Source organism: Malikia sp. (genome assembly GCF_028687635.1).
In the GTDB taxonomy this organism is placed as follows: Bacteria; Pseudomonadota; Gammaproteobacteria; order Burkholderiales; family Burkholderiaceae_C; genus Malikia.
The window spans coordinates 14,261-39,273 of the sequence record NZ_JAQTZS010000003.1 but is presented as its reverse complement, the minus strand read 5'-3'; the positions used below and the strand labels follow the sequence as shown (position 1 = coordinate 39,273).

The following is a 25,013-nucleotide window of genomic DNA, read 5'->3' as shown; positions in this document are numbered from 1 at the left end:
TTTATTGTTGATTGATTGGCTGCGAGGGAGTTCAAGGTGCCTAGAATATTTGATAATATCGATAAATTATTGTTGCCCGCACTTGAAGAAACTCTCAAGGTTGCCGAGCGAGCGGACTTTTGCGTTGGGTACTTCAGTCTACGCGGTTGGCGGCACATTTCAGGGCATGTCGATCAATGGGCAGGTGGTGATGGTCAATGCTGCAGGTTGCTGGTTGGTATGCATGTCTCGCCGAGCGAAGAACTTCGGCATGCCCTGCGCACCCGTGAAGATGATGAGATTCTCGATAATCAGACAGCGTTACGTGAGAAGCGCCGCATTGCCGAGGAGTTTCGTCAGCAGCTGACCTTCGGCGCGCCAACCAATGACGACGAAGTAGGGCTACGCCAACTCTCGGCCCAGATTCGCGCCAAGAAGCTGATCGTCAAGGTCTATCTGCGCCACCCGCTGCACGCCAAGCTGTATTTGCTACATCGGCAGGACGCCAACAATCCGGTCACCGGATTTCTGGGAAGCTCAAATCTGACACTCGCGGGCCTCGCCAAACAGGGGGAACTGAACGTCGATGTGTTGGAGCATGACGCCTGCAACAAGCTCGTGGATTGGTTTGAGGATCGCTGGCGTGACCGCTGGTGCATCGACATCTCCAAGGAACTCGCCGATATCATTGATGAGAGCTGGGCCGGTGAGCGGCTGGTGCCGCCCTATCACGTCTACATCAAGATGGCCTTTCACTTGGCGCAGGAAGCACGTGCCGGCCTTTCAGAGTTCCGCATCCCCTCCGTTTTTGGCGATGCGCTGTTCGACTTCCAGGTCGCTGCCGTCAAGATCGCCGCACACCACTTGAACAAGCGTGGCGGCGTGCTGATCGGCGATGTGGTCGGTCTGGGAAAATCGATGATGGCCACTGCCTTGGCCAAGGTGTTCGAGGACGATTACCAGACCGAAACGCTAATCATCTGCCCCAAGAACCTCGTTTCGATGTGGGAAGACTATGCCCATCGGTATCGCCTGCACGCTAAAGTGCTGCCGCTGTCCAAAGTACTGTCCGAACTCCCGGAGAAAACCCGGCGTTACCGGCTGGTCCTGATCGATGAATCGCACAACTTGCGCAACAAGGAAGGCAAGCGCTGGAAAGTCATCCGCGACTACATTGAGCGCAACGACAGCCTGACCGTTCTGCTCTCGGCCACGCCTTACAACAAGACCTACCTTGACCTTTCCGCGCAACTGGCATTGTTCCTGAACGAAGATGCCGACATCGGAATGCGACCTGAAAAGCTGCTGTCCGTGTTGGGCGGCGAGCACGAATTCATCCGCCGACACCAGTGTGGAGTCCGATCGCTGGCTGCGTTCGAAAAAAGCGAGATTCCCGATGACTGGCGCGATCTCATGCGCCTGTACATGGTGCGCCGCACGCGCGGCTTCATCATGCAGCACTACACCCGCGAAGATGAGCGTGGCAAATACCTGTTGTTCTCGGATGGCCGCAAGTCCTATTTTCCAAAGCGTCTGCCCAAGAACCTCAGCTTCAAGATTGATGATGCAAACCCGACCGACCCGTACGCACGCTTCTACAGCGACCCGGTGGTCAATTCGATCAACGAGCTGATCCTGCCACGCTACGGCTTGGGCAACTACATCGAACCCAAGCCCAAGACACCACCCACGCAGCACCAGGCCAAGATCATCGAGGGGCTTTCTCGGGCTGGCACACGCCTGATGGGCTTTTGCAAAACCAATCTATTCAAGCGCTTGGAAAGTGCCGGCCCGGCATTCATCCTGTCCGTCGAGCGCCATATTCTGCGCAACTTCATTGTCTTGCACGCCATCGAGAATGGCCTTGACATTCCGCTAGGTACCCAAAGCGCCGAGCTGTTGGATACACGCCACTACGATGAAGACCCCGATGGCCTGTTGGCTGATGACAATGGTGACGATGACGTTACCGATCCGACCGCCACCAATGGCCTGCGCACCGATGCCGACTACCGTGCTCGCGCCGCCAAGGCCTATGACGCCTACAGTGGCACGCTGAAAGGCCGCTTCAAATGGCTGCCGGCTACCTTGTTCACCAAGGCGCTCGCCAAGGATCTGCTCGCGGATGCCAAATCCCTGCTCCAACTCTTGCGTCTGTGCGGTGAATGGAAGACCGATGGCGATACCAAATTGGCCGCACTAATCGAATTGATCAGTCACCGTCACCCGAAGGAAAAACTCCTGGTCTTCACCCAGTTTGCCGATACCGCCCGTTATCTCAAGGCACAGTTGGTTGCGCGTGGCATCAAACAAGTGGAGGAAGCGACCGGGCAAAGTGCCGATCCGACCGCCTTGGCCTGGCGCTTTTCGCCGGAATCGAACGACAAGCGCGACCAGATCAAAAAGGCCGAAGAACTGCGTGTATTGATTGCCACCGATGTTCTCTCGGAGGGCCAGAACCTGCAGGATGCACACATCATCGTCAACTACGATCTGCCTTGGGCCATCATCCGCCTGATTCAGCGTGCCGGCCGTGTCGACCGTATCGGCCAACAGTCTGACACCATCCTCTGCTACTCCTTTGTACCCGCCGATGGCGTGGAGCGGCTCATCAAACTTCGTGCCCGAGTCAAGCAACGCCTGATCGAAAACGCCGAGGTCGTAGGCTCTGACGAAAGCTTCTTCGACGATGACACGGATGAAGAATTGATCCGTGACCTATACACCGAGAAGAACGGGATCCTTGACGACGATGGCGACACCGAGGTCGATCTGGCTTCCTACGCTTACCAGATTTGGAAAAATGCCACGGATGCCGACCTAGCGCTGGCGGCTAAGATCGAGGCCATACCCAACGTGGTGTATGCCACTAAGGCGCATGCACACAATCCGGCATCGCCTCGGGGCGTGCTGGTCTATATGCGCACTGCGCAGGGTAACGACGCGCTGGCCTGGATGGACGAGGCCGGCAAACCGGTTACCCAGTCCCAGCTCACCATCCTGAAAGCCGCAGCCTGTGCGGCAGACACGCCGGCCCTGCCACGAACCGAGAATCACCACGCGCTCACGCAACAAGGTCTGGCTCACATCGTTGAAGAAGAAAAATCCTTCGGCGGTGCGCTGGGCCGGCCCTCGGGCGCGCGCTTCAAGACCTTCGATCGTCTCAAACGCTTCCGTGAGGGGCAGGGCAATAAGCGTGATCTCTTCATCACCGATGAATACGTCCGTCGCATCGATCGGGTGATGGAAGAAATCTACCGCTATCCCCTCTACCAGTCGGCTACCGACAGCCTCAACCGCCAGCTCAAAGCCGGCATCAGCAACCATCAGTTGCTGGACCTCGTATTCGCGCTGCGCGAAGACGGGCGTCTGTGCGTAATCGATGATCAGGAACAGCAGAAGGAGCCCAAGCTCATTTGCTCCATGGGACTGGCCTGAGCCAACAGAGAAATAACAGAACATGATGATTGACCCTGCCCGCTTCCAGAAGCTGCTCAGCGAATTCAAGCTGGAGACGCTTTTCAATGAATACGGTTGGGATCGTGCCCAGCTCAAGCCACAAACCATCAAGGTCAACGGTGAGTCTTTTACCCTGACTAATGTTGCCCACAAGCGCGGTGTCGCCGTCTTTCGTTGCTCGCCCGACAGCACTGGGAAAGTGCCTGCGCGCCCCGTGCTGCTCAAGATCGAGAAAGAAGCTGCCAAGCTCGCCCATGAGCATTTGCTGGTGTTCGCCGATGCCGACGAAACCATGCTCACCTGGCTGTGGGTGTCACGTGTCCCCGGCCAGCCCACCACGACACGCACGCATACCTGGCACAAGGGGCAGAGCGGCGAATCGCTGCGGCAGAAGCTCTCGCAGATAGTCTGGTCGCTGGAAGAAGAGGAGGCCATCACGCTCACCGACGTGATCACCGGCTTGCGCAACGCCTTCGATCGAGATCGCGTCTCCAAGAGCTTCTACGACAAGTTCAAGGCACAGCACGAAGCCTTCGCCAACTTCATTGAGGGTCTGAGCGAAGTCAGCGACAAGGCGTGGTACGCCTCGCTGATGCTCAACCGGCTCATGTTCGTGTATTTCATCCAGAAGAAGGGCTTCCTGGATGGTGACCACAACTATCTGGCCAACCGGATGCGTCAGGTTCAGGCGGCAGCCGGCAAGGGCAAGTTCCTCAGCTTCTACCGTCAGTTCTTGCGCCACCTCTTTCACGAGGGACTGGGCTTGGCCAAGGGCGAGCGCAATGCCGAAATTTTGCGCCTGATCGGTGACGTGCCGTATCTGAACGGCGGCCTCTTCTCACTGCACGAACTGGAAGAGGGTAACCCTAGCATCGATGTGCCCGACGAGGCCTTTGAACGCCTGTTCGCCTTCTTCGACGCCTGGGATTGGCATCTCGACGACCGGCCGCTTGCCAGCGGCAAGGAGATCAACCCCGACGTGCTCGGCTACATCTTCGAGAAGTATATCAACCAAAAGCAGATGGGGGCGTACTACACCAAGGAAGATATCACCGAATACATCAGCAAGAACACCGTCATCCCGCACCTGATCGAGCAGGCGCGCGAGCGCTGCAAGGTCGCGTTCGAAGGCGAGGCCTCGGTGTGGAACCTGCTCCAGGCCGACCCCGACCGCTATATCTATCCGGCGATGAAAACCGGCGTCATCGATGTGGCTGGCAATGTCGTGCTCGAATCCGCCCTGCCCGATTTCGTGCAAGCTGGCATGAAGGACGCCAAGGCGCGCATGTTCGAGCGCCGCTATAACCTCGGCGAAGCGGTATTCCACACCGCCACCGGCGAGCGCGGTACGCTGCCCACCGAAACCTGGCGCGAATACGTCGAGCGCCGCAGCCGTTGCCTGGCCTTGCGCGACAAGCTGGCCAAGGGCGAGGTGAAGAGTGCTGATGACCTTATCACGCTGAATCTGGACATTCGCCAGTTCATGCAGGATATGATTGACACAGCCACCTCCCCCGACTTGCTGCGCGCAGTGTGGCAAGCCATCGTCGGCCGTGTGCCGGAAAAGTCCAATCAGAAATTCCGCCACGGCATCACCATCCTTGACCCCACCTGCGGTTCCGGAGCCTTCCTTTTCGCTGCGCTGGGCGTGCTTGAACCGCTCTACGAAGCCTGTCTGGAACGCATGGAAGGGTTTGTCGAGGATGCGAAAAAGCTCGGCAAGGCCGGAGAGGCAGATTTCGCCAAAGTGCTGGCCGAAGTGGACAAGCATCTCTCACGCCGCTACTATATCTTCAAAAGTATCATCCTGCACAATCTCTTTGGCGTGGACATCATGGCCGAAGCGGTGGAAATCTGCAAGTTGCGCCTCTTCCTCAAGCTCGTGTCGCAGGTGGATGCTGGGCGCGAACTGGAGCCGCTGCCCGATATCGACTTCAACATCCGCACCGGCAATACCCTGGTCGGCTATGCCACCGAAGCCCAGTTTGACGCTGCCAATACGCTCGCCAGCGATCAGAACCACCGCGATGAAATCAAGGCCAGCACCGCTGATCTGGCTGACCTGTTCGACCGCTTCCGCGAACAGCAGACCGTGCACGGCGGCAAGGTCACGGCAGAAGACAAACGCAGATTGCGGGATAGACTTTCCGCACTGAGTCTGGAACTGGATCGCTACCTGGCCCGTGACTACGGCATCGACCCCGACAAGGCCCAGGCATTCAACGCCTGGCGCGAAAGTCACCAGCCCTTCCATTGGTTCGCCGAGTTCTACGGCGTGATGCGCGAGGGTGGGTTCGATGTGGTGATTGGGAATCCGCCGTATGTCGTTAACTCTGCCAAAAAAGTTTCGTATGAAATTTCGAGATCTGGCCTGAATACACTAGCTGCAGGAAATCTCTACGCCTACGTTTTTGAGAGATCTATTCATGTTGTCAAGAAGCTGGCGCCGATTAGTCTGATTGTGCAGTTGACTGCAATTTCTTCTGGGCGAATGCAGTCACTTCAAGACTTGCTGCTGGAACGTGGGATGTTGCTGGTTCTTCCTTATCCTCGTCGGCCAGAATCGATGTTCGATGGCGTAGAAATGCCAGTTGTCATCCTTTCAAGCTATTCAAACGTAGATCGCCTATTGGTTACAACTCGCGTTGGTCGCATGTACGGACAAGAGCGTGCTCATTGTTTGCAAACACACACCACTGTTTTTCACGACTCACGTCTTCATGGTCATCGAATTGGAAAGCTTCACGCTGAAATTGAGAGATCCATAGTCGGTAAGATCATTGCCGCTAAGCATTCTACTCAGAATTTAGTTGCGCGAGGTGGTGACCATGTGGTCTTCTATCAAGAGGCGTGTCGTTACTGGTTGAAAGCTCAAGCGGGGTTGCCATTCTTCGCAAGAAATGGTGAGGTGATGCAACCACCTCATGGGCGAGTATTTTCGGCTACCGATGGGGAAGCCGCCGCGTTCTTGGGGTGCCTGCTTAACTCGTCACTTTTTTACTGGTACTACTCGCTTTTTTCGGATTGCGAACACGTAAACGACGATCTAGTGAAAACGATTCCGATTCCAGTCAACTGGGATGGGCGAAATTGGCGTGATCTGTCTGACGTTCTAAGAGTGGAGCTAACTAGTCACGCCGTACGAAAAACTATTCGAACTAAGCAAGGCCATGTAATCGAATACGACGAAATGAAAGCATCTCGGGCAAAAGCATCAATTAACGAAATTGATTTAGCATTGGGTGAGCTCTTTGGGATGACCAATGAGGAAACGGACTTCATCATCAACTACGATATCAAATATCGCATGAGCGGTGTCGACGAGGAAGAATGAAGCCCGTCCCCGTCACTTTGCCTCCCATCTGCGCCCAGCGTATCAGACCTGAATGTGCGGCCCGAATCGTCGGCGTCGGTGAGACGGCGTTGCTGGCGGAACCACTGCTCGGTCTCATCGCATCGCGCGAATGCCCTGGTCAGGTTCTGCTCGAAACCCTCGACCGCGTACCAGAATGGGTCAAGGCCGGCCGTGTCATTGTCAGCGGCTTCCACTCACCGCTGGAACAGCAGGTGCTGCGCTCGGTGCTGCGGCGCAAGGGGCGCGTGGTCAAGGTGCTGGCGCGTGGCATGAGCGACTACCGCCCAACGGCGGAAGAGCATGAGCCTCTGGAAGCCGGCCGGATGCTGGTCATCACCGCCTGCCCGTCCCAAGTGCGTCGCACCACTCGCGAAACCGCCTTGGAGCGCAATCGACTGGTGTGGACGCTGGCCAGTGAGCATTATGTTCCCTATCTTTCACCTGACAGCCCCTTGCGAGCCTGGGTTGCCAGTCAAGCGTAATTGTTCACCATGCCTTCAATACTGCCGATCAATCTGGATGACCTGCTGCGTCTGCGGGGTGTCGAGTCGCCACGTGTCGAGTTCAAGGCTTCCTGGGACGAAAAATACACGGGCGCGCAAGTCATCCGTACCATCTGCGCGTTTGCCAACGATTTCCAGAATCTCAACGGGGGCTATGTCGTCATCGGCGTGGCCGAGCAAGACGGCGCTGCGGTACTGCCACCCAAGGGCTTGACCGTCGAGGAGATCGAGCAGGCACAGAACTGGATTCGGGGTCACTGCAACAAGATGGACCCGGTGTACCAGCCAGTGCTGTCTCCCGAGGTCTATGCCGATAGCCGAATCCTGGTCATTTGGGCGCCAGGCAGCCAGATCCGACCGCATCAAGCCCCGGAGTCTTCGGACAAGGGGGCTCACAGGAAGTTCTACATCCGCCTGGGTTCCAGCACGACTGATGCGGATGCTCAGCCCGAACTCAAGATCCAGCTCATGCAGATGACGGCGCGGGTGCCATTTGACGACCGGCGCGCTTTGCATGCCAATGTTCTCGACATTCGAGAAACCAAGGTCCGGGAGTTCTTACACGACATAGGCAGCGGTTTGACGGATGAGCAGGATACGAAGATGCTGTATCGTCACCTTCGTATCGCGGAGCCGGTGAATGGGCACGATGCGCCACGAAATGTGGGGTTGCTTTTTTTCAGCCAGAATCCCGAGCAGTGGTTTCCTGGTGCGCGCATAGAGCTGGTCCATTTTGCGGGGGATGCCGGTGGTGACACCTTGCCTGAAGTGATTTTCAGTAATCGCCCGGTTCACGAGCAGTTGCGCGAATGCCTGGCCTATCTAGAAAATCTGTCGGTTCGCATGATCCAGAAGTTGCCGGGTCGCACTCAGGCTGGGCACTGGGTAAGTTATCCCTCGCTGGCCTTGCGCGAGGCCTTGGTTAACGCTGTTTATCACCGATCCTACGAAGGAGTTCAGGAGCCCATCAAGGTCTATCTATATCCCGACCGTTTGGAGGTGATCAGCTACCCCGGCCCCGTTCCTGGCATTGAAGCCAAGCATCTGGATGGCGGTCTGCCCTTGCCACCCGTTCCAGCACGCAACCGGCGGATTGGTGAACTGTTGAAGGAGCTCAAACTGGCCGAGGGGCGCGGTACCGGCATACCCAAGCTCCGGCGGACGATGCAGCAGAATGGGTCACCTCCGCCACGGTTCGACTTCGACGAGGCACGCAGTTACTTCCGAGTCACGTTGCCAGTGCATCCCGAGTATCAAGCCATACTGGCTCTACAGGATGTCGCGCATCTGAGAGCGGTTGGCGACAGCCAAGGCGCTTTGCGGCGTCTGCGCGAGGCACATGCCGCCAGTCCTGGCGCGCTGGGTATCGCTCTGGAACTGGCGAGGGAACTGGTGTCCAAGGCTGACATGCACGGTGCCGAAGAGGTCTATCGACAGTTTGTCGAGCACAACCCAGTGGGTAATCCGGCGCCACTCATCACGCTCCTGGCATCGGCTTGGTTGGATGTCGGAAGACAGAACGAAGCTGTGGCATGGCTTGATCGTTTACCCATGCTTGATGCGGTTAGCGACACCTTTGATGCTGCCATCCAAGAAAAACGTGCAGGACGATTGGAAAAAGCTCATCGTTACTTTCAATTGGCTGGAGAAGCTATTTTTCAGGATGTCAAGGCTTTGCACGAATTTGCCCAAGTGAAGATGAAGCTGGCTCATAAAATTCGGCCTCATCATCGCCATGCAAGCTCGGTCGCTTATCTAAGACTGTTGTCTGAAGCTCGCGACATGCTGCGTCGTGTAGTGCAGATGGATGCGCCGCGTGCACGTCATGCTTGGGCTTGGTATGATTTGGGACGAGTCTTGCGTTGGAGCAGGGCTCCATTGCCAGATTCTCGTCATGCTTTCGAAAAAGCTATCGAGCTAGATCCAGATGAAAACCGGTTTTCCAAGGCTTTGATTGATTTGGAACGGCGAGACGTTTCCAAGTAAGGTTGCTGTTTGCGATCTACCGATTTGTTGTTTTTGATCGAGATGCGCGTTTATTGGCTGTTTTGTATCAGTCGCTGTGCTGCCTGTTCGAGTTCGGGCAGCAGCCGGCTGGCCAGATCGAGCTGGGCCTGCAGCAGGCTGACAGGCTCGGCAGCCGCTGGCCTGGCCTCGGGCGCTGGCAGCGGCTCTGCAATGGCCTGCCCCGCTTGTTGCTCGGGTGCCATTTCACCTTTCCCGTGGCCCGCTTCGAGCCGCTGGGCCAGCCGCTCCAGTCCTTGCTGCAGTCGCTCGGCCATCCGCCGGCTCGACTCATCCAGCGCGCCAGCTTCCAGCTCGCCCCGGTGCGCGCCCAGCGCCGACAGGTAGTTCTGCAGCATATGCGTCAGCACCAGGAAGCGGGCGCTGGCGGTCATGTTCAGCCGTTTGCGTTCGGGTTCCTTGCGCATCGCGGCGTAGGCGTTGCACAGCGCCGCTTCCGCGTTGTGCGCATGGCGCCGCGCCTGCCGGTAGGCCAGGTGGTCCTGCTTGCCTTGCCGGTACTGCTCCAGGATCGCGTGCAGGTAGCCGGCCTGGGCGCGCAGGGTCTGCGCCGCCAGCCGGGGCCAGTGCCGCGCCTGCCAGTTGGGCAGGATCAGCCAGGCTCCCAGGCCGGCAATCACGCTGCCGATCGCCGTGTCGAGCAGGCGGGCCGGGATCACGCCTTGCGCCATCCCCATCTGGTGAAAGCTCAGCAGCACCAGCGTGGTCATCGCGCCGGTCGCGACCCGGATATCGGTCATGCGCTTGCCGATGAAGAGCGCGCCGGCCAGCACCATGCAGACGGCTTGCAGCAGCGGCCCCGGAAAGAGCCGGATCAGTGCCCAGCCCACCACCAGGCCGAACGCCGTTCCGAGTGCGCGCTGGCCGACCCGGCTCAACGTGGCAGCGTAGTGAGGCTGGCTGGCAAAGACCACGGTCAGCACGATCCAGTAGCCATGTGGGTCATGGGTGGCCTGCATCACGCCGAACGCCACCAGCAGCACCAGGCTCAGGCGCAAGGCGTGGCGCATCAGGGCTGAATTCAGCGTGAGCTGAGCCTTGATGCGGCGCCAGGCCTCGCCCAGGCTGTGTACCTGATGATCGACCAGCGACAGATCGGGCGCCGCGCCGCCGCGCAGGGCGCTGGCGAAGACCCTGGCCAGTCCGGTCAGGTTGTCGCCCAGGGCGTGCAGCGCCTGCAGCGGACGCGGCGCGGGGCAGGGCGAGCGGCTGGCTTCCAGGTAGGCGATGGCGGCCTGCATGTCCTCGATCGCCCGCGCGGTCTGGCCTTCGTGGCGCGGGGGCGTGCGTTCGCGGATCGCCTGCGCGAACTTGAGCGCCTGCTCGCCCAGCACGCTGAGCACGCGCTGGCAGCGGTAGAGCGCATCCGAGCGCGCGAAGGCGTCGGCCAGCAGGGTGTAGCTCTCGTGCGAGCTGCTGGTGCGCTCGTGGATGTCCTGCGCCGCCAGGTACTGGTGCATGGCCTCGCTGAGCCAGGCCGGCGGCTGGCCGCGGCCCAGTCGGTTGAACAGACTGTCCTTGGCGGCGTTGAGCGCATCGACCACGCGGCCGTTGTGCAGCGCGAGTTTCAGCCGACGGCGCTGGCGGTCCGCGCCTTGCACCGGTTCGAGCAGCCGGGCCTTGAGCCGCAGGTATTCGCCCAGCAGGGCGTAGAGCAGCGACAGGCGATAGCGTACCGTGGGCTGGGGCCAGGCCGCTGCCCACAGCAGCGACACCAGGCCGTACCAGACCGCGCCACCGAGCAGATAGGGCGCCAGCTCGAACGCCTGCTCCCGGTGGTTTCCGGCCGACAGGGCCGAGTAGATGAACAGCACCAGCGAGCCGAAGGCGAGCGCGCGGTAGCGCTCGCCCAGCGCACCCAGCATCGTGAGCGTGAAGGCCGACAGCGCCAGCATGGCGGCCAGCAGCGCCGGCCACGGCAAGGTCAGCCAGACGGCGGTCATCATCAGGCTGAAGCTGCTCAGCGCAAACAGCAGGGTCTTGAGGCGCCCGCGCCAGTCGTCATCGGTCTCGGTGAAGGCGCAGGCCATCACGCCCAGCACCACCGGCATCAGCTCGTCTTCCCAGCCGTTGCGCCAGCCCAGCGCGAGCACACAGGCCAGCGCCAGCAGGGCCTGCATGCCGCGCGTGAAGCCTTCGTGGTTGCGTGCCCGCTGCCAGCCGGTTTTCCAGTTGTCGTGCACCATCTTTTTTCAGGCTCAGGGCCGGAACTTGATCACGAAGGTCGTGTCGGGCATGCGGCCGTTCTCGTCCTTGGGCAGCTTGCCAGCGCGGTCGATCGCGCGCAGCACGGTTTCGTCGAAAGTCGGGTTGCCGCTGGACTTGAGCAGGCGCTGGCTCAGGATGGTGCCGTCGGGCAGGGTCCGGATCTCGGCCTCGGCGGTCAGGTTGGCGGGGAACTGCTCGGGCGCGTTGTAGAAGGTCTTGATGCGCGCGGCCACCCTGGCCGCGTAGCCGGCCGACGCGCCGCCGCCACCCGCGCCGGAACCCGAACCGCCGCTGCCATTGCCCGAACCGCCCGCGCTGCCGCCCGACGATCCACCCGATCCGCTGCCCTTGCCGCCGGCGTCGCCGCTGCCGCCGGCCTGGCCCATCATGCGCGCCAGCTGCTTCTTGCGGTCGGCTTCGATCTGCGCGGCGGCGGCCTTGTCCTTGGCGGCTTTTTCCTTCGCCGCCTTGTCCTTGGCGGCCTTGTCCTTTGCCGCCTGCTCGGCCTTGTCCTCGGCTTCGCGCTTCTTGCGCGCCTCGTCCTGCTGGCGCTCCTGCTCCTTCCTGAGCTTGTCCTGCTGCGTCTTGTCGAGCTTGGCCTGCTCGCGCTTCCTGGCTTGCTTTTCCTCGGTCTCGCGCTGCTCGGCTGCGAGCTTCTCCTTCTTCAGCTTGTCCTGCTTGACCTGCTCGGCTTCCTTGCGCTCTGTCTCCTTGCGGGCCTCTTCCTTCTTCCTGAGCTCGTCTTTTTTCTTGAGCTCCTGCTTCTTCTTCAGTTCGAGTTCGCGCTGGCGCTCCAGCTCCTGCTGGTGGCGCTTGTCCTCGTCCTGCTTGCGCCGCAGCGCGATCTGCGCTTCGCTCGGGCCGGCGTCCACTTTCGGTGCCGGCTTGTCGATCGCCTTCGCCACCAGGGGCTTGACCATTGGCGGCGGCGGCAGGGGGAGGGGTTCCGGTTTGGGCGGCTGTGGAGCGACCGGCTCGGGCGCTGGCTCGACGGCGGGCGGCGCGGCAGCGGCCGGCAGGGCGGCCCACAGCTCGGCCGACACGGCCGCGGCCGGCGCGTCCTGCTGCCAGTTCACGCCCCAGGTCAGCGCCAGCACCAGCAGTCCGTGCACGAACAGGGCGAGCAGCAGCGGGCCGCGCCAGCGCGCGTCGCGCGGCGGGCTGAAATCGACGGGATCAGCCGAAAGCGACATGCCGGTCCCGGGCTCAGGGTTGCTGCTGGACCGACAGGCCCACGCGCTGGATGCCGGCGCGCTGCAGCTTGTCCATCACCTGCACCACCGTCTCGTACTTGACGTTCTTGTCGGCACTGATGACGACCGGCGTCGTGCCCTTGCCGGGCTCGGCCGGCCCCTGCAGCTCGCGTACCCGCTCGACCAGCTCGGCCAGCCCGACGCTGGCGGCGCTCTGGTTCGAGCTGCCGTCCTTGACCTTGAGCGCGGCGTCCTTGTCGACGATCACCTGCACGAAACGGTCGGGCTGGCGGTCGGCCTGGCCCACGCTGGGCAGATCGATCTGGCTCGGCGTGAGCATCGGCGCCGTGACCATGAAGATGATCAGCAGCACCAGCATCACGTCGATGAACGGGACCATGTTGATCTCGTTCTTGGTGCGGCGGCCCTTGCGGGCGGAAACTGCGGGCATGGGTGACTCCGGTCCTGTCAGTGCGCCGCCGCCTGGGGCGTGCTGGCCCCGACGCTGCGGTTCAGGATGTTGGAGAACTCCTCCATGAAGGTCTCGAGCTGGTTGGCGGCGCGGTCGATGTCGTGCGCGAAGCGGTTGTAGAAGATCACGGCCGGAATCGCGGCGAACAGGCCGATCGCGGTCGCCACCAGCGCCTCGGCGATGCCCGGCGCGACCGTGGCCAGCGTGACCTGGGTTAGCGCGGCCAGCCCGGTGAAGGCGTGCATGATGCCCCAGACCGTGCCGAACAGGCCGACATAGGGCGAGACCGAGCCGACCGAGCCCAGGAAGGACAGGTTGACCTCCAGCGCGTCGACCTCGCGCTGGTAGCTCGCGCGCATGGCGCGCCGTGCACCGCCCAGCAGCGCGTCGGCCTCGGTGATGCGCCGCTCGCGCAGCTTCTGGAACTCGCGCATGCCGCTGGCGAAGATGCGCTCCATCGGGCTGCCCTGGTGCGCGTTGCGGGTCGCGGCCAGGTAGAGCTCGTTGAGGCTGACGCCGGACCAGAAGTCGCGCTCGAATACCTCGGTCAGCTGCTGCACCCGCTTGAGCGCGAACACCTTGCGAAAGATCGCGGCCCAGCTGATGACCGACACCGTCAGCAGCAGCAGCACCACCGCCTGCACCACCCAACTGGCGTTGAGCAGCAGGGAAACAATCGAGAAATCGTGGGTCATGGCGTCAGGACTTGCAGGATGGAAGCGGGGATGCGCGCGGGTTTCATCTGGGCGGCATCGACCCAGCCGATGCGGATGCGGCCTTCGCACAGCAGCTGGCTGCGGCCACTGCCCTCCAGCAGCCAGGCCTGCTGCTCCAGCACCAGCGAGGCGCGACCGAGCTCGGCGATGCGGGCCGTGACCTCAAGCTGGTCGTCGAGCCGGGCCGGCCGCCGGTAGTCGAGCGACGCGCCACCCACCACGAACATGCCGCCGCTGGACTCGCGCAGCTCGCGCTGGTGGACGCCCAGGCTGCGCAGCCACTCGGTGCGCGCGCGCTCGAAGAACTTGAGGTAGTTGGCGTAAAAGACGATGCCGCCCGCGTCCGTGTCCTCCCAGTAGATTCGGACCGGCCAGCTATACGCCTGTTGCTCGGTCATGCGCTCAGGCCTTGCGGGCCGGATCGCGCGTGACTTCCTCGGGGCGCAGCCGGGCCGCGAGCTGGTTCAGCACGCCGTTGACATACTTGTGGCCGTCGGTGCCGCCGAAGGACTTGGCCAGTTCGACGCATTCGTTGATCACGACGCGCCAGGGCACGTCCACGCAGTGCTTGAACTCGTAGGCGCCGATCCAGAGGATCGCGTGCTCGACCGGCGAGATCTCGGCCAGGCCGCGGTCGAGCAGCGGCGTGATGGCGGCGTCGAGCGCCTCGGCCTCGGCGATGCAGCCGTGCAGCAGCGCATCGTAGTGCGCGCTGTCGGCCTTGCTGAAGCCGGACAGGTCACGCGTGAAGGCGTCGATCGCGGATGAGTCATTGCGGCTGACCAGATGCTGGTACAGCGCCTGCAGCGCGAACTCGCGCGCGCGGCTGCGGCCGGACTTCTCGGTGGCCTTCTTGTGCGGGCGGGGCTTGGTGTCGCTCATGCGGGGTTCAGCTCGCTGACCAGATGCGCCATCTCGACGGCGACCTGCGCCGCGTCGCGGCCTTTTTCGTCCTGGCGGGCGTGCGCTTGGGGCACGTTCTCGGTGGTGATGATCGCATTGGCGATCGGCAGGCCGTAGTCCAGCGCCACGCGCGTGATGCCGGCGGCCGACTCGTTGCAGACCAGCTCGAAGTGGTAGGTCTCGCCGCGGATCACGCAGCCCAGCGCCACCAGCGCATCGAAGCGCTCGCTCTCGGCCATCGCCTGCAGCGCGCAAGGCACCTCCAGCGCGCCCGCCACCGTCACATGCACGATGTTGTCCTCGCTCACGCCCAGCGCCTTGAGCTCGCCCACGCAGGCCTCGGCCAGCGCATTGGTGATGCCCTGGTTGAAGCGCGCCTGCACGATACCGATCCGAAGCTTGCCGCCGTCCAAGTTGACGGCCTTGCCTTTTTCTGCACCCAACATAATCAATTTTCCTCAGTCTTGCTGATAAAGCCAGTCACTTCCAGTCCGTAGCCCGTCATGCTGGGCATGCGGCGCGGCGTGCCGAGCAACTGCATCTTGTTCACGCCACATTCGCGCAGGATCTGGGCGCCGACGCCGTAGGTGCGCAGGTCCATCTGGCCGCGCTCGGGCGCCTGCGCCGAACGCGCGGTGCCTTCGAACTGCGCCAGCAACTGGTCGGCGGTCTCGCCGCAGTTGAGCAGCACCGCGACCCCCTTGCCCTGCTCGGCGATGTGGCGCAGGCTGGTTTCCAGCGTCCAGGAGTGCATCGAGCGTCCCACCTCCAGCGCGTCGAGCACCGACAGCGGCTCGTGCACGCGCACATGAATGTTGTCCTCGGCGGCCCACTCGCCCTTGACCAGCGCCAGGTGCAGCGAGCCACTCGGGCCGTCGCGGAAGGCGTGCGCCGTGAACGCGCCGAAGGCGGTGTTGAGCGGGCGGCTGCTGATCTTGCGCACCAGCGACTCGTTGGCGCTGCGGTAGTGGATCAGGTCGGCGATGGTGCCGATCTTGAGCCCGTGCTCGGCCGCGAACAGCTGCAGGTCGGGCAGGCGCGCCATGGTGCCGTCGTCGTTCATGATCTCGCAGATCACCGACGCCGGCGCGCAGCCGGCCATCGCCGCCAGGTCGCAACCGGCCTCGGTGTGGCCGGCGCGCATCAGCACGCCGCCATCGACCGCCTGCAGCGGGAAGATATGGCCGGGCTGGACCAGGTCGGTTGGCTGGCTGTTGCGATCGACGGCGACCTGCACGGTGCGGGCGCGGTCGGCGGCCGAGATGCCGGTCGTCACGCCCTCGGCGGCCTCGATCGAGACCGTGAAGGCCGTGCTGTAGACGGTGCCGTTGCGCGCGGCCATCGGCGGCAGCTTGAGGTATTCACAGCGCTCGCGCGTCAGCGTCAGGCAGATCAGGCCGCGGCCGAACTTGGCCATGAAGTTGATCGCCTCGGGCGTGACATGGTCGGCCGCCAGCACCAGGTCACCCTCGTTCTCGCGGTCCTCCTCGTCGACCAGGATCACGATCCGGCCGGCCTTCATCTCGGCGACGATTTCCTCGACCGGCGAGATCGCCACGGGCGTGAGGGTCTTGTTCATTAGCAAACTTTCTCGGCGGCACTGCCGCTCAACATGCGCTCGACATAGCGCGCGATCAGATCGATTTCCAGGTTCACCTTCGAGCCTGCCTGCAGGCTGCCCAGCGCGGTGTTCTCCACCGTGTGCGGGATCAGGTTGATGCTGACCTCGCAGCCGTCCGTCAGATCGGCGACCTGGTTGACGGTCAGGCTCACGCCGTTGACGGTGATCGAGCCCTTGTAGGCCAGGTACTTGGCCAGCGCGCGCGGCGCCAGGATGCGCAGCTCCCAGCTTTCGCCGACCTGCTCGAAGCGGGCCACGCTGCCGATGCCGTCCACATGGCCCGAGACGATGTGTCCGCCCAGCCGGTCGTGCGCGCGCAGCGCCTTCTCCAGGTTGATCGGGCCTTCGCGGTCGAGACCGGCGGTCTTGTCCAGCGACTCGGCCGAGATGTCGATCGTGAAGCGGCCCGCTGCCGGCTCGAAGCTGGTCACGGTCATGCAGGCGCCATTGAGCGCGATGCTGTCGCCTAGACCCACGTCGTCCAGATAGCCAGCGGGCGCCTCGACGCTGAGGCGCTTGCCGTGTTGTGAAGAACTGCCGAGCGGCTGGACAGCGACGATGCGCCCCACGCCTGTAATGATGCCGGTAAACATTTCGCCATTTTCGCAGAGAAAGCCGCGCCTATCCGCAACCGGGCGTTCTTGCGCCTGGATGGTGCGTCACGAATCTGTAGTTTTCATATGACAGAGTGCTAATTCTGCATCGTGAAATCTGGTCAGTCATGCAGCTAATTTTTCTTGTCATGGATCGACTTTTGATTTCATATTGTGGTTTAATTTATGCAAGTTATTGAAAATAAAACAATAAAAAAATGTCTTGTATAAGACTTGTCTTCAGTCTTTGGTCTTATAGAAGACTTAAACTGTATCCAACGGCACCGAACTTGCAGCAGCAAAACTGGTCGCCGAACCGACCTGTCACATCAACTCAAGGAGCAAATCCATGACCAACTCCCTCAACCAGCAACTGAGCCGTCAGCAGCAGATCGAAGCCCTCGAAAAGGACTGGGCCAACAACCCGCGTTGGAAGCTGGTCAAGCGCGGCTACAGCGCTGCCGACGTGGTGCGCCTGCGCGGCAGCCTGCAGCCCGAGTACACCCTGGCCCAGCGCGGCGCCAAGGTTCTGTGGGACAAGGTCAACGGCGGCGCCAAGAAGGGTTACGTCAACGCCTTCGGCGCCATCTCCGCCGGCCAGGCCATGCAGCAGGCCAAGGCTGGCCTCGAAGCCGTGTACCTGTCGGGCTGGCAGGTCGCCGCCGACGGCAACACCTCCGAGACCATGTACCCCGACCAGTCGCTCTACGCCTACGACTCGGTCCCGACCATGGTGCGCCGCATCAACAACACCTTCAAGCGCGCTGACGAAATCCAGTGGTCGCGTGGCATCAACCCGGGCGACGAAGGCTTCATCGACTACTTCCTGCCGATCGTGGCTGACGCGGAAGCCGGTTTCGGCGGCGTGCTCAACGCCTTCGAGCTGATGAAGAACATGATCACCTCCGGTGCCGCTGGCGTTCACTTCGAAGACCAGCTGGCCGCCGCCAAGAAGTGCGGTCACATGGGCGGCAAGGTGCTCGTCCCGACCCGCGAAGCCGTCGAGAAGCTGATCTCCGCTCGTTTCGCCGCCGACGTGCTGGGCGTGCCGACGCTGATCCTGGCCCGCACCGACGCCGAGGCCGCCAACCTGATCACCAGCGACTACGACGCCAACGACAAGCCGTTCCTGACTGGCGAGCGTACCCAGGAAGGCTTCTACCGCGTCAAGAATGGTCTGGAGCAGTCCATCAGCCGTGGCGTCGCCTACGCGCCCTACGCCGATCTGGTCTGGTGTGAAACCGGCGTGCCGGACATCGGCTTCGCCCGCGAATTCGCCCAAGCCGTGCAGGCCGCCTGCCCGGGCAAGCTGCTGTCCTACAACTGCTCGCCGTCCTTCAACTGGAAGAAGAACCTCAACGACTCGCAGATCGCCTCCTTCCAGGAAGAGCTGTCGGCGCTGGGCTACAAGTACCAGTTCATCACCCTGGCTGGCATCCACGTCAACTGGTACAACACCTTCAAGTTCGCCCACGCCTACGCTCGCGGCGAAGGCATGAAGCACTACGTCAACATGGTGCAGGAACCGGAATTCGCCGCCCGCGAACAAGGCTACACCTTCGTGTCGCACCAGCAGGAAGTCGGTACCGGCTACTTCGACGACGTGACCACCGTGATCCAGGGCGGTTCGTCCAGCGTCAAGGCCCTGACTGGCTCGACCGAAGAAGAGCAGTTCCACTGATCTGTCTTTCAGGCATCTGAAAAGGTGCCTTGATCAGGAAGCCATCTGATGCTGCGGTGTCGGGTGGCTTTTTTTTGGGTGCTGGGGTGCACTTCCACCTGAAAAAGATGTCTTCGGTATCGGGATCACCCCAACTGGCCGTTTTGCCGTCCCGGTGCTCGGTGCCTTGGGTCGCTGCTGGCTGGTGGCAGCAGTCGGCCAGAAGCCGTCTTTCGCCTCTCACCGTTAGTATGACATTTAGGCGTCGGCTACAGTCTACAGACCTGTCTTCGGCGTTCCAAATGTGAACGTTCTGCCATCGACCTGTGGTCGCTCGTACCCCAGCCTTATCAAACAAAAAACACTCAAGCTATGACGAACGAAAATTCAAGCAGTTGGGGATTCGAAATTCGAACTATGGAATCGCCCGAAACGCAGAGTTTCCTTCGCTCCATCCTTCGACAGGACACATGCATTCCATTCCTCGGAGCGGGCTTTACTCGTGGTGAGAAGGCCCGATCAGCCACCGTGCCGGGGGGGCAGAATGGATGGCGATAATGCGCGAGCAGATTAAGGCGGCGCCTGTCGCAGAGAAACCATCGGACGTTGAACTCGATAGGTCAGAATTCAAAAAGCTATCAGAAATTTACTTCAGAGATAATATCGTCCCACTTGAATTAATCAAGGCAAGCATAGATTCCTGCTTCACTAAAGTAGATATTGTCGACGCTGCCAAGCGTAGATTTCTCTCAATAGACTGGCCTTATATCTACACTCTCAACATCGATGACGGTATCGAGCGAGCTATCGACGGCGTCAAAGTCTTGCCCTACAAGGCCTTTTCTCGCCACTCAGGACGCCGTTATGTGTACAAACTCCACGGCGATGCTGAGGATGTTTTGACTGCCGCGAGTCTTGATGATTTGCAGGTGATTTTTGGTGAGGCGGACTATATTAAGAGCCTAAAGAAGAATGAGTATTTTCTTGGTAGTCTGACCAATGATTTCTGCGAAAAAATGTGCTGTTTATTGGTTGCAGTCTTACCGACGAACTGGATATTTCATTCGCATTTGCCAGTATACCACTTGGCGATAAGCGAACGAAAACTGCGCGAATTTTCGTAACATCAAGTTCTCCAGAGACTTATTCGGAGAAAAAGAAACTTAAGTCATATGGTATTACTGATGTAGTGGTTGCTGATTATTTTGCTTTTTACAATTTTGTTGCTTCAGTCTCAGAGCGTGAAGAGAAGGCACCACTTGCCATTGAGTCTTTCGCATACCCAGATGGCGGTAATCCTTATACTGACGAGCGATTCGTCTCGTACCTTATTCAGAGCGGTTGGAGGCACAACGACAATCCTTACTCGGTTTCGATTCCTAGGACTTCGGAAGATGTATTGAACGAACGGATCAATAAAGATCCTTTAGTCGCTGTCTGGGGAAGAAGATTTTCTGGGAAAACGACCATCCTACATCGCATTCTTTTCAATTTCAGGACGCGCAGACGATTCTTTTTGCCATCCCAATTATCTATGGATGATAAAATTTTTAATGAAATTTTTAAAATCCAAGACGCGCTGATAGCGATTGATCATGGAACACTTAACCATCATCAAATAAGGACTTTGGCTCTAAAACCAGATAGATTGGGAGATAATAACACTACGGTGCTTTTAGCCCTCCCAAGATCGGAAATAAACGCCCTCGGAAATAGCTACGCAGAAGATGCGGTGGAGCTAGATTCTCGGCTACATCACATAGAAATTATCGAATTAAACAAACTCCTGGATCCCTTGGGGTTCCATCGATGGAAGCCGGGCGATAGCATCCTCGATAATGTGTTCACATTAGGAACGTCATCCATAGCGAGTAAAATAATGAAAAGTCAGTCGAGGCTTGACGAACGCATCGAATTGATTTGTGACGAGGGGCGACGCAATGGTAAACCCCCAGAGCCTTCCAAGCTCGAATTTTCGCTACTCTTCTACCTTGCAGTACGTCAGCGAATATATTCGTTCGTGCACCGTACGCTCGCGAAAAAATATGGGTTTGATTATTTAGCGGATACGCATATTTTTGAATTCGCACGGAAATGGAGTCCATTTATTGAAATAGAGGAGACGGATTCCGTCAGCCGAAGAGCGGAGAATTCTTCGAGTGTACTGATTTGCAACTCATACGCATGGACTCAGCTCGCCATCAGGCGCTTATCCGATCGACTCGGATTAGAGCAAACGGCCACCTACATTGTTGACTTATATGTTTCGGTAAGGGATATCGATCCCGAAGCATTCCAGCTTACGCTTTTTGATAATCTAAACTCTGTTTACAGCACAAAAAAGTTAAATGAGAAAGATTGGGGTGCGGGTGTCATTATTGCGGTACATGAGAAACTTGCTCGATATTGCGCACAGGATCCCGACTACTGGCTCCAGCGAGCTAAAGGTGTGTATTACATATCAAATGATGAAAACATGATCAGGATCGCTATCGAGTATTGTGAGAAAGGGATTGTTGAGAAAACAGAAAAAACAAGTGTGAATGCAAAACTCACAAAAGCAAATTTGCTTGGCAAGCTATGTAGTGTCACTAAGTTTCGCAGCGATGAGGATATTTCAAAGGCAATCGATGCTTATGTCGAGGCAATTGGGAGGCGAAATGATAATCCGGCATATATCGACGAATTGCTGAGAAAAAGTCGGCACGGAAAAGGATATATGCACAGTATCTGCAAAGCAGCCAGCACCCGTGTGGCTTTACTTCCGAAGAGGCATGATATTCGCGCCATTGAGGAGTATGCCAATCGATAGGCAATCATGGGGGTCGAATCAGTCGTGCAGACCTTGAGTGTCAGCATTTTCTCCTGAGGTCTACGGGCTTCTGGTCAGACTCAAGCTCGTCCAGCTTCCCATATTTGTCCTGGACAAACATGCCCCAGACTTGTAGCATTAAGACCCACGCCGCCAACGGCAGGCGCCTGAACCCCTCGATCGACACCTATGGCCGGACTATTCAACAAGCTGCCGGGTTTCCAACAAACCCCAGCCGGGGCGGAGCGGGTCATCCTGCGGCGCCTGCCCCGGATCGCCTGGCTCGGCACGCTCTTGCTGGTCGTGCCGTCCCTGCTGGCCCGGGTCGCGATCTGGCTCGGGTTCAGCAGCGAAGGCCCAGGCATGCCGGGGATGGTCGATATCTATGTCCTGAGCCTCATCATCCTGCACTGGACGGTGCTGTTCACGGTCGGGATTTACGCCTTCATCGTGCTGGTGATGAAGGGACCGGCCTATGTGGCCGATCCTTATCCACTGAACGAAGCCGAGGAACCTCGACCCTGATCCTGCCGAAATGCTGGCCCGAGGCTTGATGGCAATCATCTTGTATTCCTGACCTGTATTGAACCATGACCGCTCACCCTTCAGCCGTTCCCTCCCTGGTCCCGACCGGCCGCCTGCGCGCCGTCATCAACCTCGGCAATCCCATCCTCGCCAAGCGTGACCCGCAGTCCGCTCAGCCCGTTGGCGTATCGGTCGACCTCGCGTCGGAGCTGGCGCGCCGCCTGGGCATCGAAGCCGAATTCCTGGTGGTCGAGAAGGCGGCCGACTCGGTCGCTGCCGTGAACGAGGGCAGGGCGGACGTCGGCTTCTTCGCGGTCGACCCCGCGCGTGGCGCGGAGATCGCGTTCACCGCGCCTTACCTGCTGATCGAGGGCGCGTACCTGGTGCGCGACGACTCCTCCCTGCAGGCCAACGAGCAGGTCGACCGCGCGGGCACCCGTGTCGTCGTCGGCAAGGGCAGTGCCTATGACCTGTTCCTGACACGCGAGCTCAAGGCCGCCGAGATCGTGCGCGCGCCCTCATCGCCAGACGTGGTGCCGGCCTTCCTGGAGCAGGGGCTCGACGTCGCTGCCGGCGTCAAGCAGCAGCTCGAGATGGATGCGGCGCGCCTGCCCGGCCTGCGCCTGCTGCCCGGGCGCTTCATGGTGATCCAGCAGGCCATGGGTGCCGCCAAGGCCGCCGGGCCGCAGGCGGCAGAGTTTGTCGCTGCCTTCGTCGAGGCGATGAAGGCGTCGGGCTTCGTCGCGGCGACGCTGCAGCGTCATGGCATCGAGGGCGTGACGGTGGCGCCGGTCGTTTGAGCCGATAGGTCTTGCAGGTTTTGTGGGAAAATCCGCATATTGCATTCCAAAAGAGCGAGAAAGGCACCTTGGTTATGACACCGCGAACTTGCACTGAGGTTTCCACTGCCCTGTGAAGGGCGGCAGTTCGCGCCTGCTCCGGTCTTTTCTCATACTCAAACAGCGCGGCCCCGGCCGCGTTTTCCGTTTCTGGACATTCCTATGTTGAACATCACGCTCCCCGACGGCTCGCTTCGCCAGTTTCCCGGTCCGGTCACGGTGGCCGAGGTCGCGGCCTCGATCGGCTCCGGTCTGGCCAAGGCCGCGCTCGGTGGCAAGGTCAGGCTCGCTGGTGAGCCCGAGGGCTCGGGCAAGCTGGTCGACACCAGCTATCTGCTTGAGCAGGACGCAGCACTTGCCATCGTCACCGCCAAGGACCCCGACGGGCTGGAGCTGATCCGCCACTCGAGCGCCCACCTGCTGGCCTACGCGGTCAAGCAGCTGTTTCCCGAGGCGCAGGTCACCATCGGCCCGGTGATCGACAACGGCTTCTACTACGATTTCTCGTACAAGCGCCCGTTCACTCCCGAGGACCTGGTCGCGATCGAGAAGAAGATGACCGAGCTCGCCAGCAAGGACGAGGCCGTGGTGCGCCGCGTGCTGCCGCGCGACGAGGCGGTCGATTACTTCAAGGGTCTGGGCGAGCATTACAAGGCCGAGCTGATCGCCAGCATCCCGAGCAACGAGGATGTCAGCCTCTACCGCGAGGGCGCTTTCGAGGACCTCTGCCGCGGCCCGCACGTGCCCTCGACCGGCAAGCTCAAGCATTTCAAGCTGATGAAGGTGGCGGGCGCCTACTGGCGCGGTGACCACCGCAACGAGATGCTGCAGCGCGTCTACGGCACCGCCTGGGCCAGCAAGGACGACCTGCAGGCTTATCTGACGCGCCTGGAAGAGGCCGAGAAGCGCGACCACCGCAAGCTGGGCCGCGAACTCGACCTGTTCCACATCGACGACCACGCGCCCGGCCTGGTGTTCTGGCACCCCAAGGGCTGGACCGTCTGGCAGCAGGTCGAGCAGTACATGCGCAAGGTCTACCGCGACCATGGCTACCAGGAGGTCAAGGGTCCGCAGATCCTCGATCAGGGCCTGTGGGAGAAGACCGGCCACTGGGACAAGTACCGCGACAACATGTACGTGACCGAGTCGGAAAAGCGCGACTACGCCTTGAAGCCGATGAACTGCCCGGGTCATATCCTGATCTACAAGCAGGGCATCAAGAGCTACCGCGACCTGCCGCTGCGCTACGGCGAGTTCGGCCAGTGCCACCGCAACGAGCCCTCGGGCGGCCTGCACGGCATCATGCGCGTGCGCGGCTTCACCCAGGATGACGGCCACATCTTCTGCACCGAGGACCAGATCCTGGCCGAGTGCGACACCTTCACCCAGGTGCTCAAGCAGGTCTACGCCGACTTCGGCTTCACCGACATCCTGTACAAGGTCTCGACCCGTCCGGCGGCGCGCATCGGCTCCGACTTGCTGTGGGACAAGGCCGAACAGGCGCTGATCGACAGCCTGCGCCACTCGGGTTGCGACTTCGTGATCTCGGAGGGCGACGGCGCCTTCTACGGCCCGAAGATCGAGTACACCTTGAAGGACGCGATCGGGCGCGAATGGCAGTGCGGCACGATCCAGGTCGACTTCAACCTGTCCGAGCGCCTCGACGCCGAATACGTGGCCGAGGACGGCAGCCGCCAGCGCCCGGTGATCCTGCACCGCGCCATCGTCGGCAGCCTGGAGCGCTTCATCGGCATCCTGATCGAGCAGCACGCCGGCGCCTTGCCGGTCTGGCTGGCGCCGACCCAGGTGGCGGTGCTCAACATCACCGACGCCCAGGCCGACTACTGCCGCGAGGTGGCCGCCAAGCTCGAAGCCCAGGGGGTGCGCGTCGCGTTGGACCTGCGCAACGAAAAGGTCAACTACAAGGTGCGCGAGCATGCGATGAAGAAGCTGCCCTACATCCTGGTCGTCGGCGACAAGGAGAAGGAAGCCGGCGCGGTGGCGGTGCGCGCGCGCGGCAATCAGGACCTGGGCGTGCTGTCGCTGGAAGATTTTTCCGCCCGCATCCTTGCGGAGATCGCCAACAAGGCTTAAACTTATCGCCTTGACTCAGCGCCATAATTGCGTCTGGGTATCGGCATGCGCGACAT

At 60.4% G+C, this 25,013-nt stretch carries 18 protein-coding genes and 1 pseudogene; 10 read left to right on the top strand and 9 right to left on the bottom strand.

Going from position 1 to position 25,013, the window contains the following annotated elements; genetic code table 11:
- Positions 1 to 36 precede the first annotated feature (36 nt).
- The 4 genes from PHR85_RS02850 to PHR85_RS02835 are packed head-to-tail and all read left to right on the top strand — an operon-like array spanning position 37 to position 9,282.
- Positions 37 to 3,417: a helicase-related protein gene (locus PHR85_RS02850; protein WP_300050166.1), complete on the top strand. Its 3,381-nt coding sequence runs from the start codon at positions 37 to 39 to the stop codon at positions 3,415 to 3,417.
- A gap of 22 nt (positions 3,418 to 3,439) precedes the next feature.
- A complete protein-coding gene (locus PHR85_RS02845) occupies positions 3,440 to 6,772 on the top strand; it encodes an Eco57I restriction-modification methylase domain-containing protein (RefSeq protein WP_300050163.1) in 3,333 nt (1,110 codons plus the stop codon).
- Positions 6,769 to 7,275, top strand: a complete 507-nt coding sequence (locus tag PHR85_RS02840) for a DNA-processing protein DprA (RefSeq protein ID WP_300050160.1) — start codon at positions 6,769 to 6,771, stop codon at positions 7,273 to 7,275. Before PHR85_RS02845 ends, PHR85_RS02840 begins: the two co-directional genes overlap by 4 nt.
- Positions 7,276 to 7,284: 9 nt before the next feature.
- Positions 7,285 to 9,282 (top strand): ATP-binding protein, encoded by a 1,998-nt coding sequence (locus PHR85_RS02835; protein WP_300050157.1) that lies wholly within the window; start codon positions 7,285 to 7,287, stop codon positions 9,280 to 9,282.
- Between the two features lie 50 nt (positions 9,283 to 9,332).
- Here PHR85_RS02835 and yccS read toward each other — a convergent pair whose 3' ends face one another.
- The 9 genes and pseudogenes from yccS to PHR85_RS02790 form a co-directional block, all read right to left on the bottom strand.
- The gene (gene yccS / locus PHR85_RS02830) at positions 9,333 to 11,507 is read right to left on the bottom strand and encodes a YccS family putative transporter (RefSeq protein WP_300050154.1); all 2,175 of its coding nucleotides are present in this window, start codon (positions 11,505 to 11,507) and stop codon (positions 9,333 to 9,335) included.
- Positions 11,508 to 11,519: 12 nt separating this feature from the next.
- Positions 11,520 to 12,722, bottom strand: a complete 1,203-nt coding sequence (gene tolA / locus PHR85_RS02825) for a cell envelope integrity protein TolA (RefSeq protein WP_300050152.1) — start codon at positions 12,720 to 12,722, stop codon at positions 11,520 to 11,522.
- Positions 12,723 to 12,735: 13 nt separating this feature from the next.
- Positions 12,736 to 13,173 carry a biopolymer transporter ExbD gene (locus PHR85_RS02820; protein WP_300050150.1) on the bottom strand — a complete coding sequence of 146 codons (438 nt, stop codon included), beginning with the start codon at positions 13,171 to 13,173 and terminating at the stop codon, positions 12,736 to 12,738.
- A gap of 17 nt (positions 13,174 to 13,190) precedes the next feature.
- On the bottom strand, positions 13,191 to 13,889 hold the full coding sequence (gene tolQ / locus PHR85_RS02815; RefSeq protein WP_300050147.1) for a protein TolQ: 699 nt from the start codon (positions 13,887 to 13,889) through the stop codon (positions 13,191 to 13,193).
- Complete coding sequence (gene ybgC, locus PHR85_RS02810; protein ID WP_300050144.1) at positions 13,886 to 14,308, bottom strand: tol-pal system-associated acyl-CoA thioesterase; 423 nt, start codon at positions 14,306 to 14,308, stop codon at positions 13,886 to 13,888. Before ybgC ends, tolQ begins: the two co-directional genes overlap by 4 nt.
- A 4-nt stretch (positions 14,309 to 14,312) precedes the next feature.
- Positions 14,313 to 14,765: pseudogene (gene nusB / locus PHR85_RS02805) on the bottom strand (transcription antitermination factor NusB); the annotation flags it as partial.
- Positions 14,766 to 14,788: 23 nt separating this feature from the next.
- Entirely contained in the window at positions 14,789 to 15,259 is a 471-nt protein-coding gene (gene ribH / locus PHR85_RS02800; protein WP_300050141.1) for a 6,7-dimethyl-8-ribityllumazine synthase, read from the bottom strand.
- A gap of 2 nt (positions 15,260 to 15,261) precedes the next feature.
- On the bottom strand, positions 15,262 to 16,392 hold the full coding sequence (gene ribBA / locus PHR85_RS02795; RefSeq protein WP_300050139.1) for a bifunctional 3,4-dihydroxy-2-butanone-4-phosphate synthase/GTP cyclohydrolase II: 1,131 nt from the start codon (positions 16,390 to 16,392) through the stop codon (positions 15,262 to 15,264).
- Positions 16,392 to 17,027 carry a riboflavin synthase gene (locus tag PHR85_RS02790; RefSeq protein WP_300050136.1) on the bottom strand — a complete coding sequence of 212 codons (636 nt, stop codon included), beginning with the start codon at positions 17,025 to 17,027 and terminating at the stop codon, positions 16,392 to 16,394. The genes ribBA and PHR85_RS02790 overlap by 1 nt, the downstream gene beginning before the upstream one ends.
- A gap of 349 nt (positions 17,028 to 17,376) precedes the next feature.
- Here PHR85_RS02790 and aceA point away from each other — a divergent pair, with 349 nt between their 5' ends.
- The 6 genes from aceA (at position 17,377) to thrS (ending at position 24,957) form a co-directional block, all read left to right on the top strand.
- Complete coding sequence (aceA, locus tag PHR85_RS02785) at positions 17,377 to 18,708, top strand: isocitrate lyase (protein ID WP_300050134.1); 1,332 nt, start codon at positions 17,377 to 17,379, stop codon at positions 18,706 to 18,708.
- Between the two features lie 536 nt (positions 18,709 to 19,244).
- A complete protein-coding gene (locus tag PHR85_RS02780; protein WP_300050131.1) occupies positions 19,245 to 19,811 on the top strand; it encodes an SIR2 family protein in 567 nt (188 codons plus the stop codon).
- The gene (locus tag PHR85_RS02775; RefSeq protein ID WP_300050129.1) at positions 19,706 to 21,499 is read left to right on the top strand and encodes a hypothetical protein; all 1,794 of its coding nucleotides are present in this window, start codon (positions 19,706 to 19,708) and stop codon (positions 21,497 to 21,499) included. Before PHR85_RS02780 ends, PHR85_RS02775 begins: the two co-directional genes overlap by 106 nt.
- A gap of 189 nt (positions 21,500 to 21,688) precedes the next feature.
- Complete coding sequence (locus PHR85_RS02770; RefSeq protein WP_300050126.1) at positions 21,689 to 22,024, top strand: hypothetical protein; 336 nt, start codon at positions 21,689 to 21,691, stop codon at positions 22,022 to 22,024.
- Positions 22,025 to 22,089: 65 nt separating this feature from the next.
- Positions 22,090 to 22,824, top strand: a complete 735-nt coding sequence (locus tag PHR85_RS02765; RefSeq protein WP_300050124.1) for an ABC transporter substrate-binding protein — start codon at positions 22,090 to 22,092, stop codon at positions 22,822 to 22,824.
- Between the two features lie 201 nt (positions 22,825 to 23,025).
- On the top strand, positions 23,026 to 24,957 hold the full coding sequence (gene thrS, locus PHR85_RS02760) for a threonine--tRNA ligase (protein WP_300050121.1): 1,932 nt from the start codon (positions 23,026 to 23,028) through the stop codon (positions 24,955 to 24,957).
- The last annotated feature ends 56 nt before the right edge of the window (positions 24,958 to 25,013 follow it).

Bases quoted from the DNA above. Each gene is read 5' to 3' on its own strand.
- PHR85_RS02845 (WP_300050163.1), top strand. From the start codon at position 3,440: ATGATGATTGACCCTGCCCGCTTCCAGAAGCTGCTCAGCGAATTCAAG.
- PHR85_RS02840 (WP_300050160.1), top strand. From the start codon at position 6,769: ATGAAGCCCGTCCCCGTCACTTTGCCTCCCATCTGCGCCCAGCGTATC.
- PHR85_RS02835 (WP_300050157.1), top strand. From the start codon at position 7,285: ATGCCTTCAATACTGCCGATCAATCTGGATGACCTGCTGCGTCTGCGG.
- yccS (WP_300050154.1), bottom strand. From the start codon at position 11,507: ATGGTGCACGACAACTGGAAAACCGGCTGGCAGCGGGCACGCAACCAC.
- tolA (WP_300050152.1), bottom strand. From the start codon at position 12,722: ATGTCGCTTTCGGCTGATCCCGTCGATTTCAGCCCGCCGCGCGACGCG.
- PHR85_RS02820 (WP_300050150.1), bottom strand. From the start codon at position 13,173: ATGCCCGCAGTTTCCGCCCGCAAGGGCCGCCGCACCAAGAACGAGATC.
- tolQ (WP_300050147.1), bottom strand. From the start codon at position 13,889: ATGACCCACGATTTCTCGATTGTTTCCCTGCTGCTCAACGCCAGTTGG.
- ybgC (WP_300050144.1), bottom strand. From the start codon at position 14,308: ATGACCGAGCAACAGGCGTATAGCTGGCCGGTCCGAATCTACTGGGAG.
- ribH (WP_300050141.1), bottom strand. From the start codon at position 15,259: ATGTTGGGTGCAGAAAAAGGCAAGGCCGTCAACTTGGACGGCGGCAAG.
- ribBA (WP_300050139.1), bottom strand. From the start codon at position 16,392: ATGAACAAGACCCTCACGCCCGTGGCGATCTCGCCGGTCGAGGAAATC.
- PHR85_RS02790 (WP_300050136.1), bottom strand. From the start codon at position 17,027: ATGTTTACCGGCATCATTACAGGCGTGGGGCGCATCGTCGCTGTCCAG.
- aceA (WP_300050134.1), top strand. From the start codon at position 17,377: ATGACCAACTCCCTCAACCAGCAACTGAGCCGTCAGCAGCAGATCGAA.
- PHR85_RS02780 (WP_300050131.1), top strand. From the start codon at position 19,245: ATGCGCGAGCAGATTAAGGCGGCGCCTGTCGCAGAGAAACCATCGGAC.
- PHR85_RS02770 (WP_300050126.1), top strand. From the start codon at position 21,689: ATGGCCGGACTATTCAACAAGCTGCCGGGTTTCCAACAAACCCCAGCC.
- PHR85_RS02765 (WP_300050124.1), top strand. From the start codon at position 22,090: ATGACCGCTCACCCTTCAGCCGTTCCCTCCCTGGTCCCGACCGGCCGC.
- thrS (WP_300050121.1), top strand. From the start codon at position 23,026: ATGTTGAACATCACGCTCCCCGACGGCTCGCTTCGCCAGTTTCCCGGT.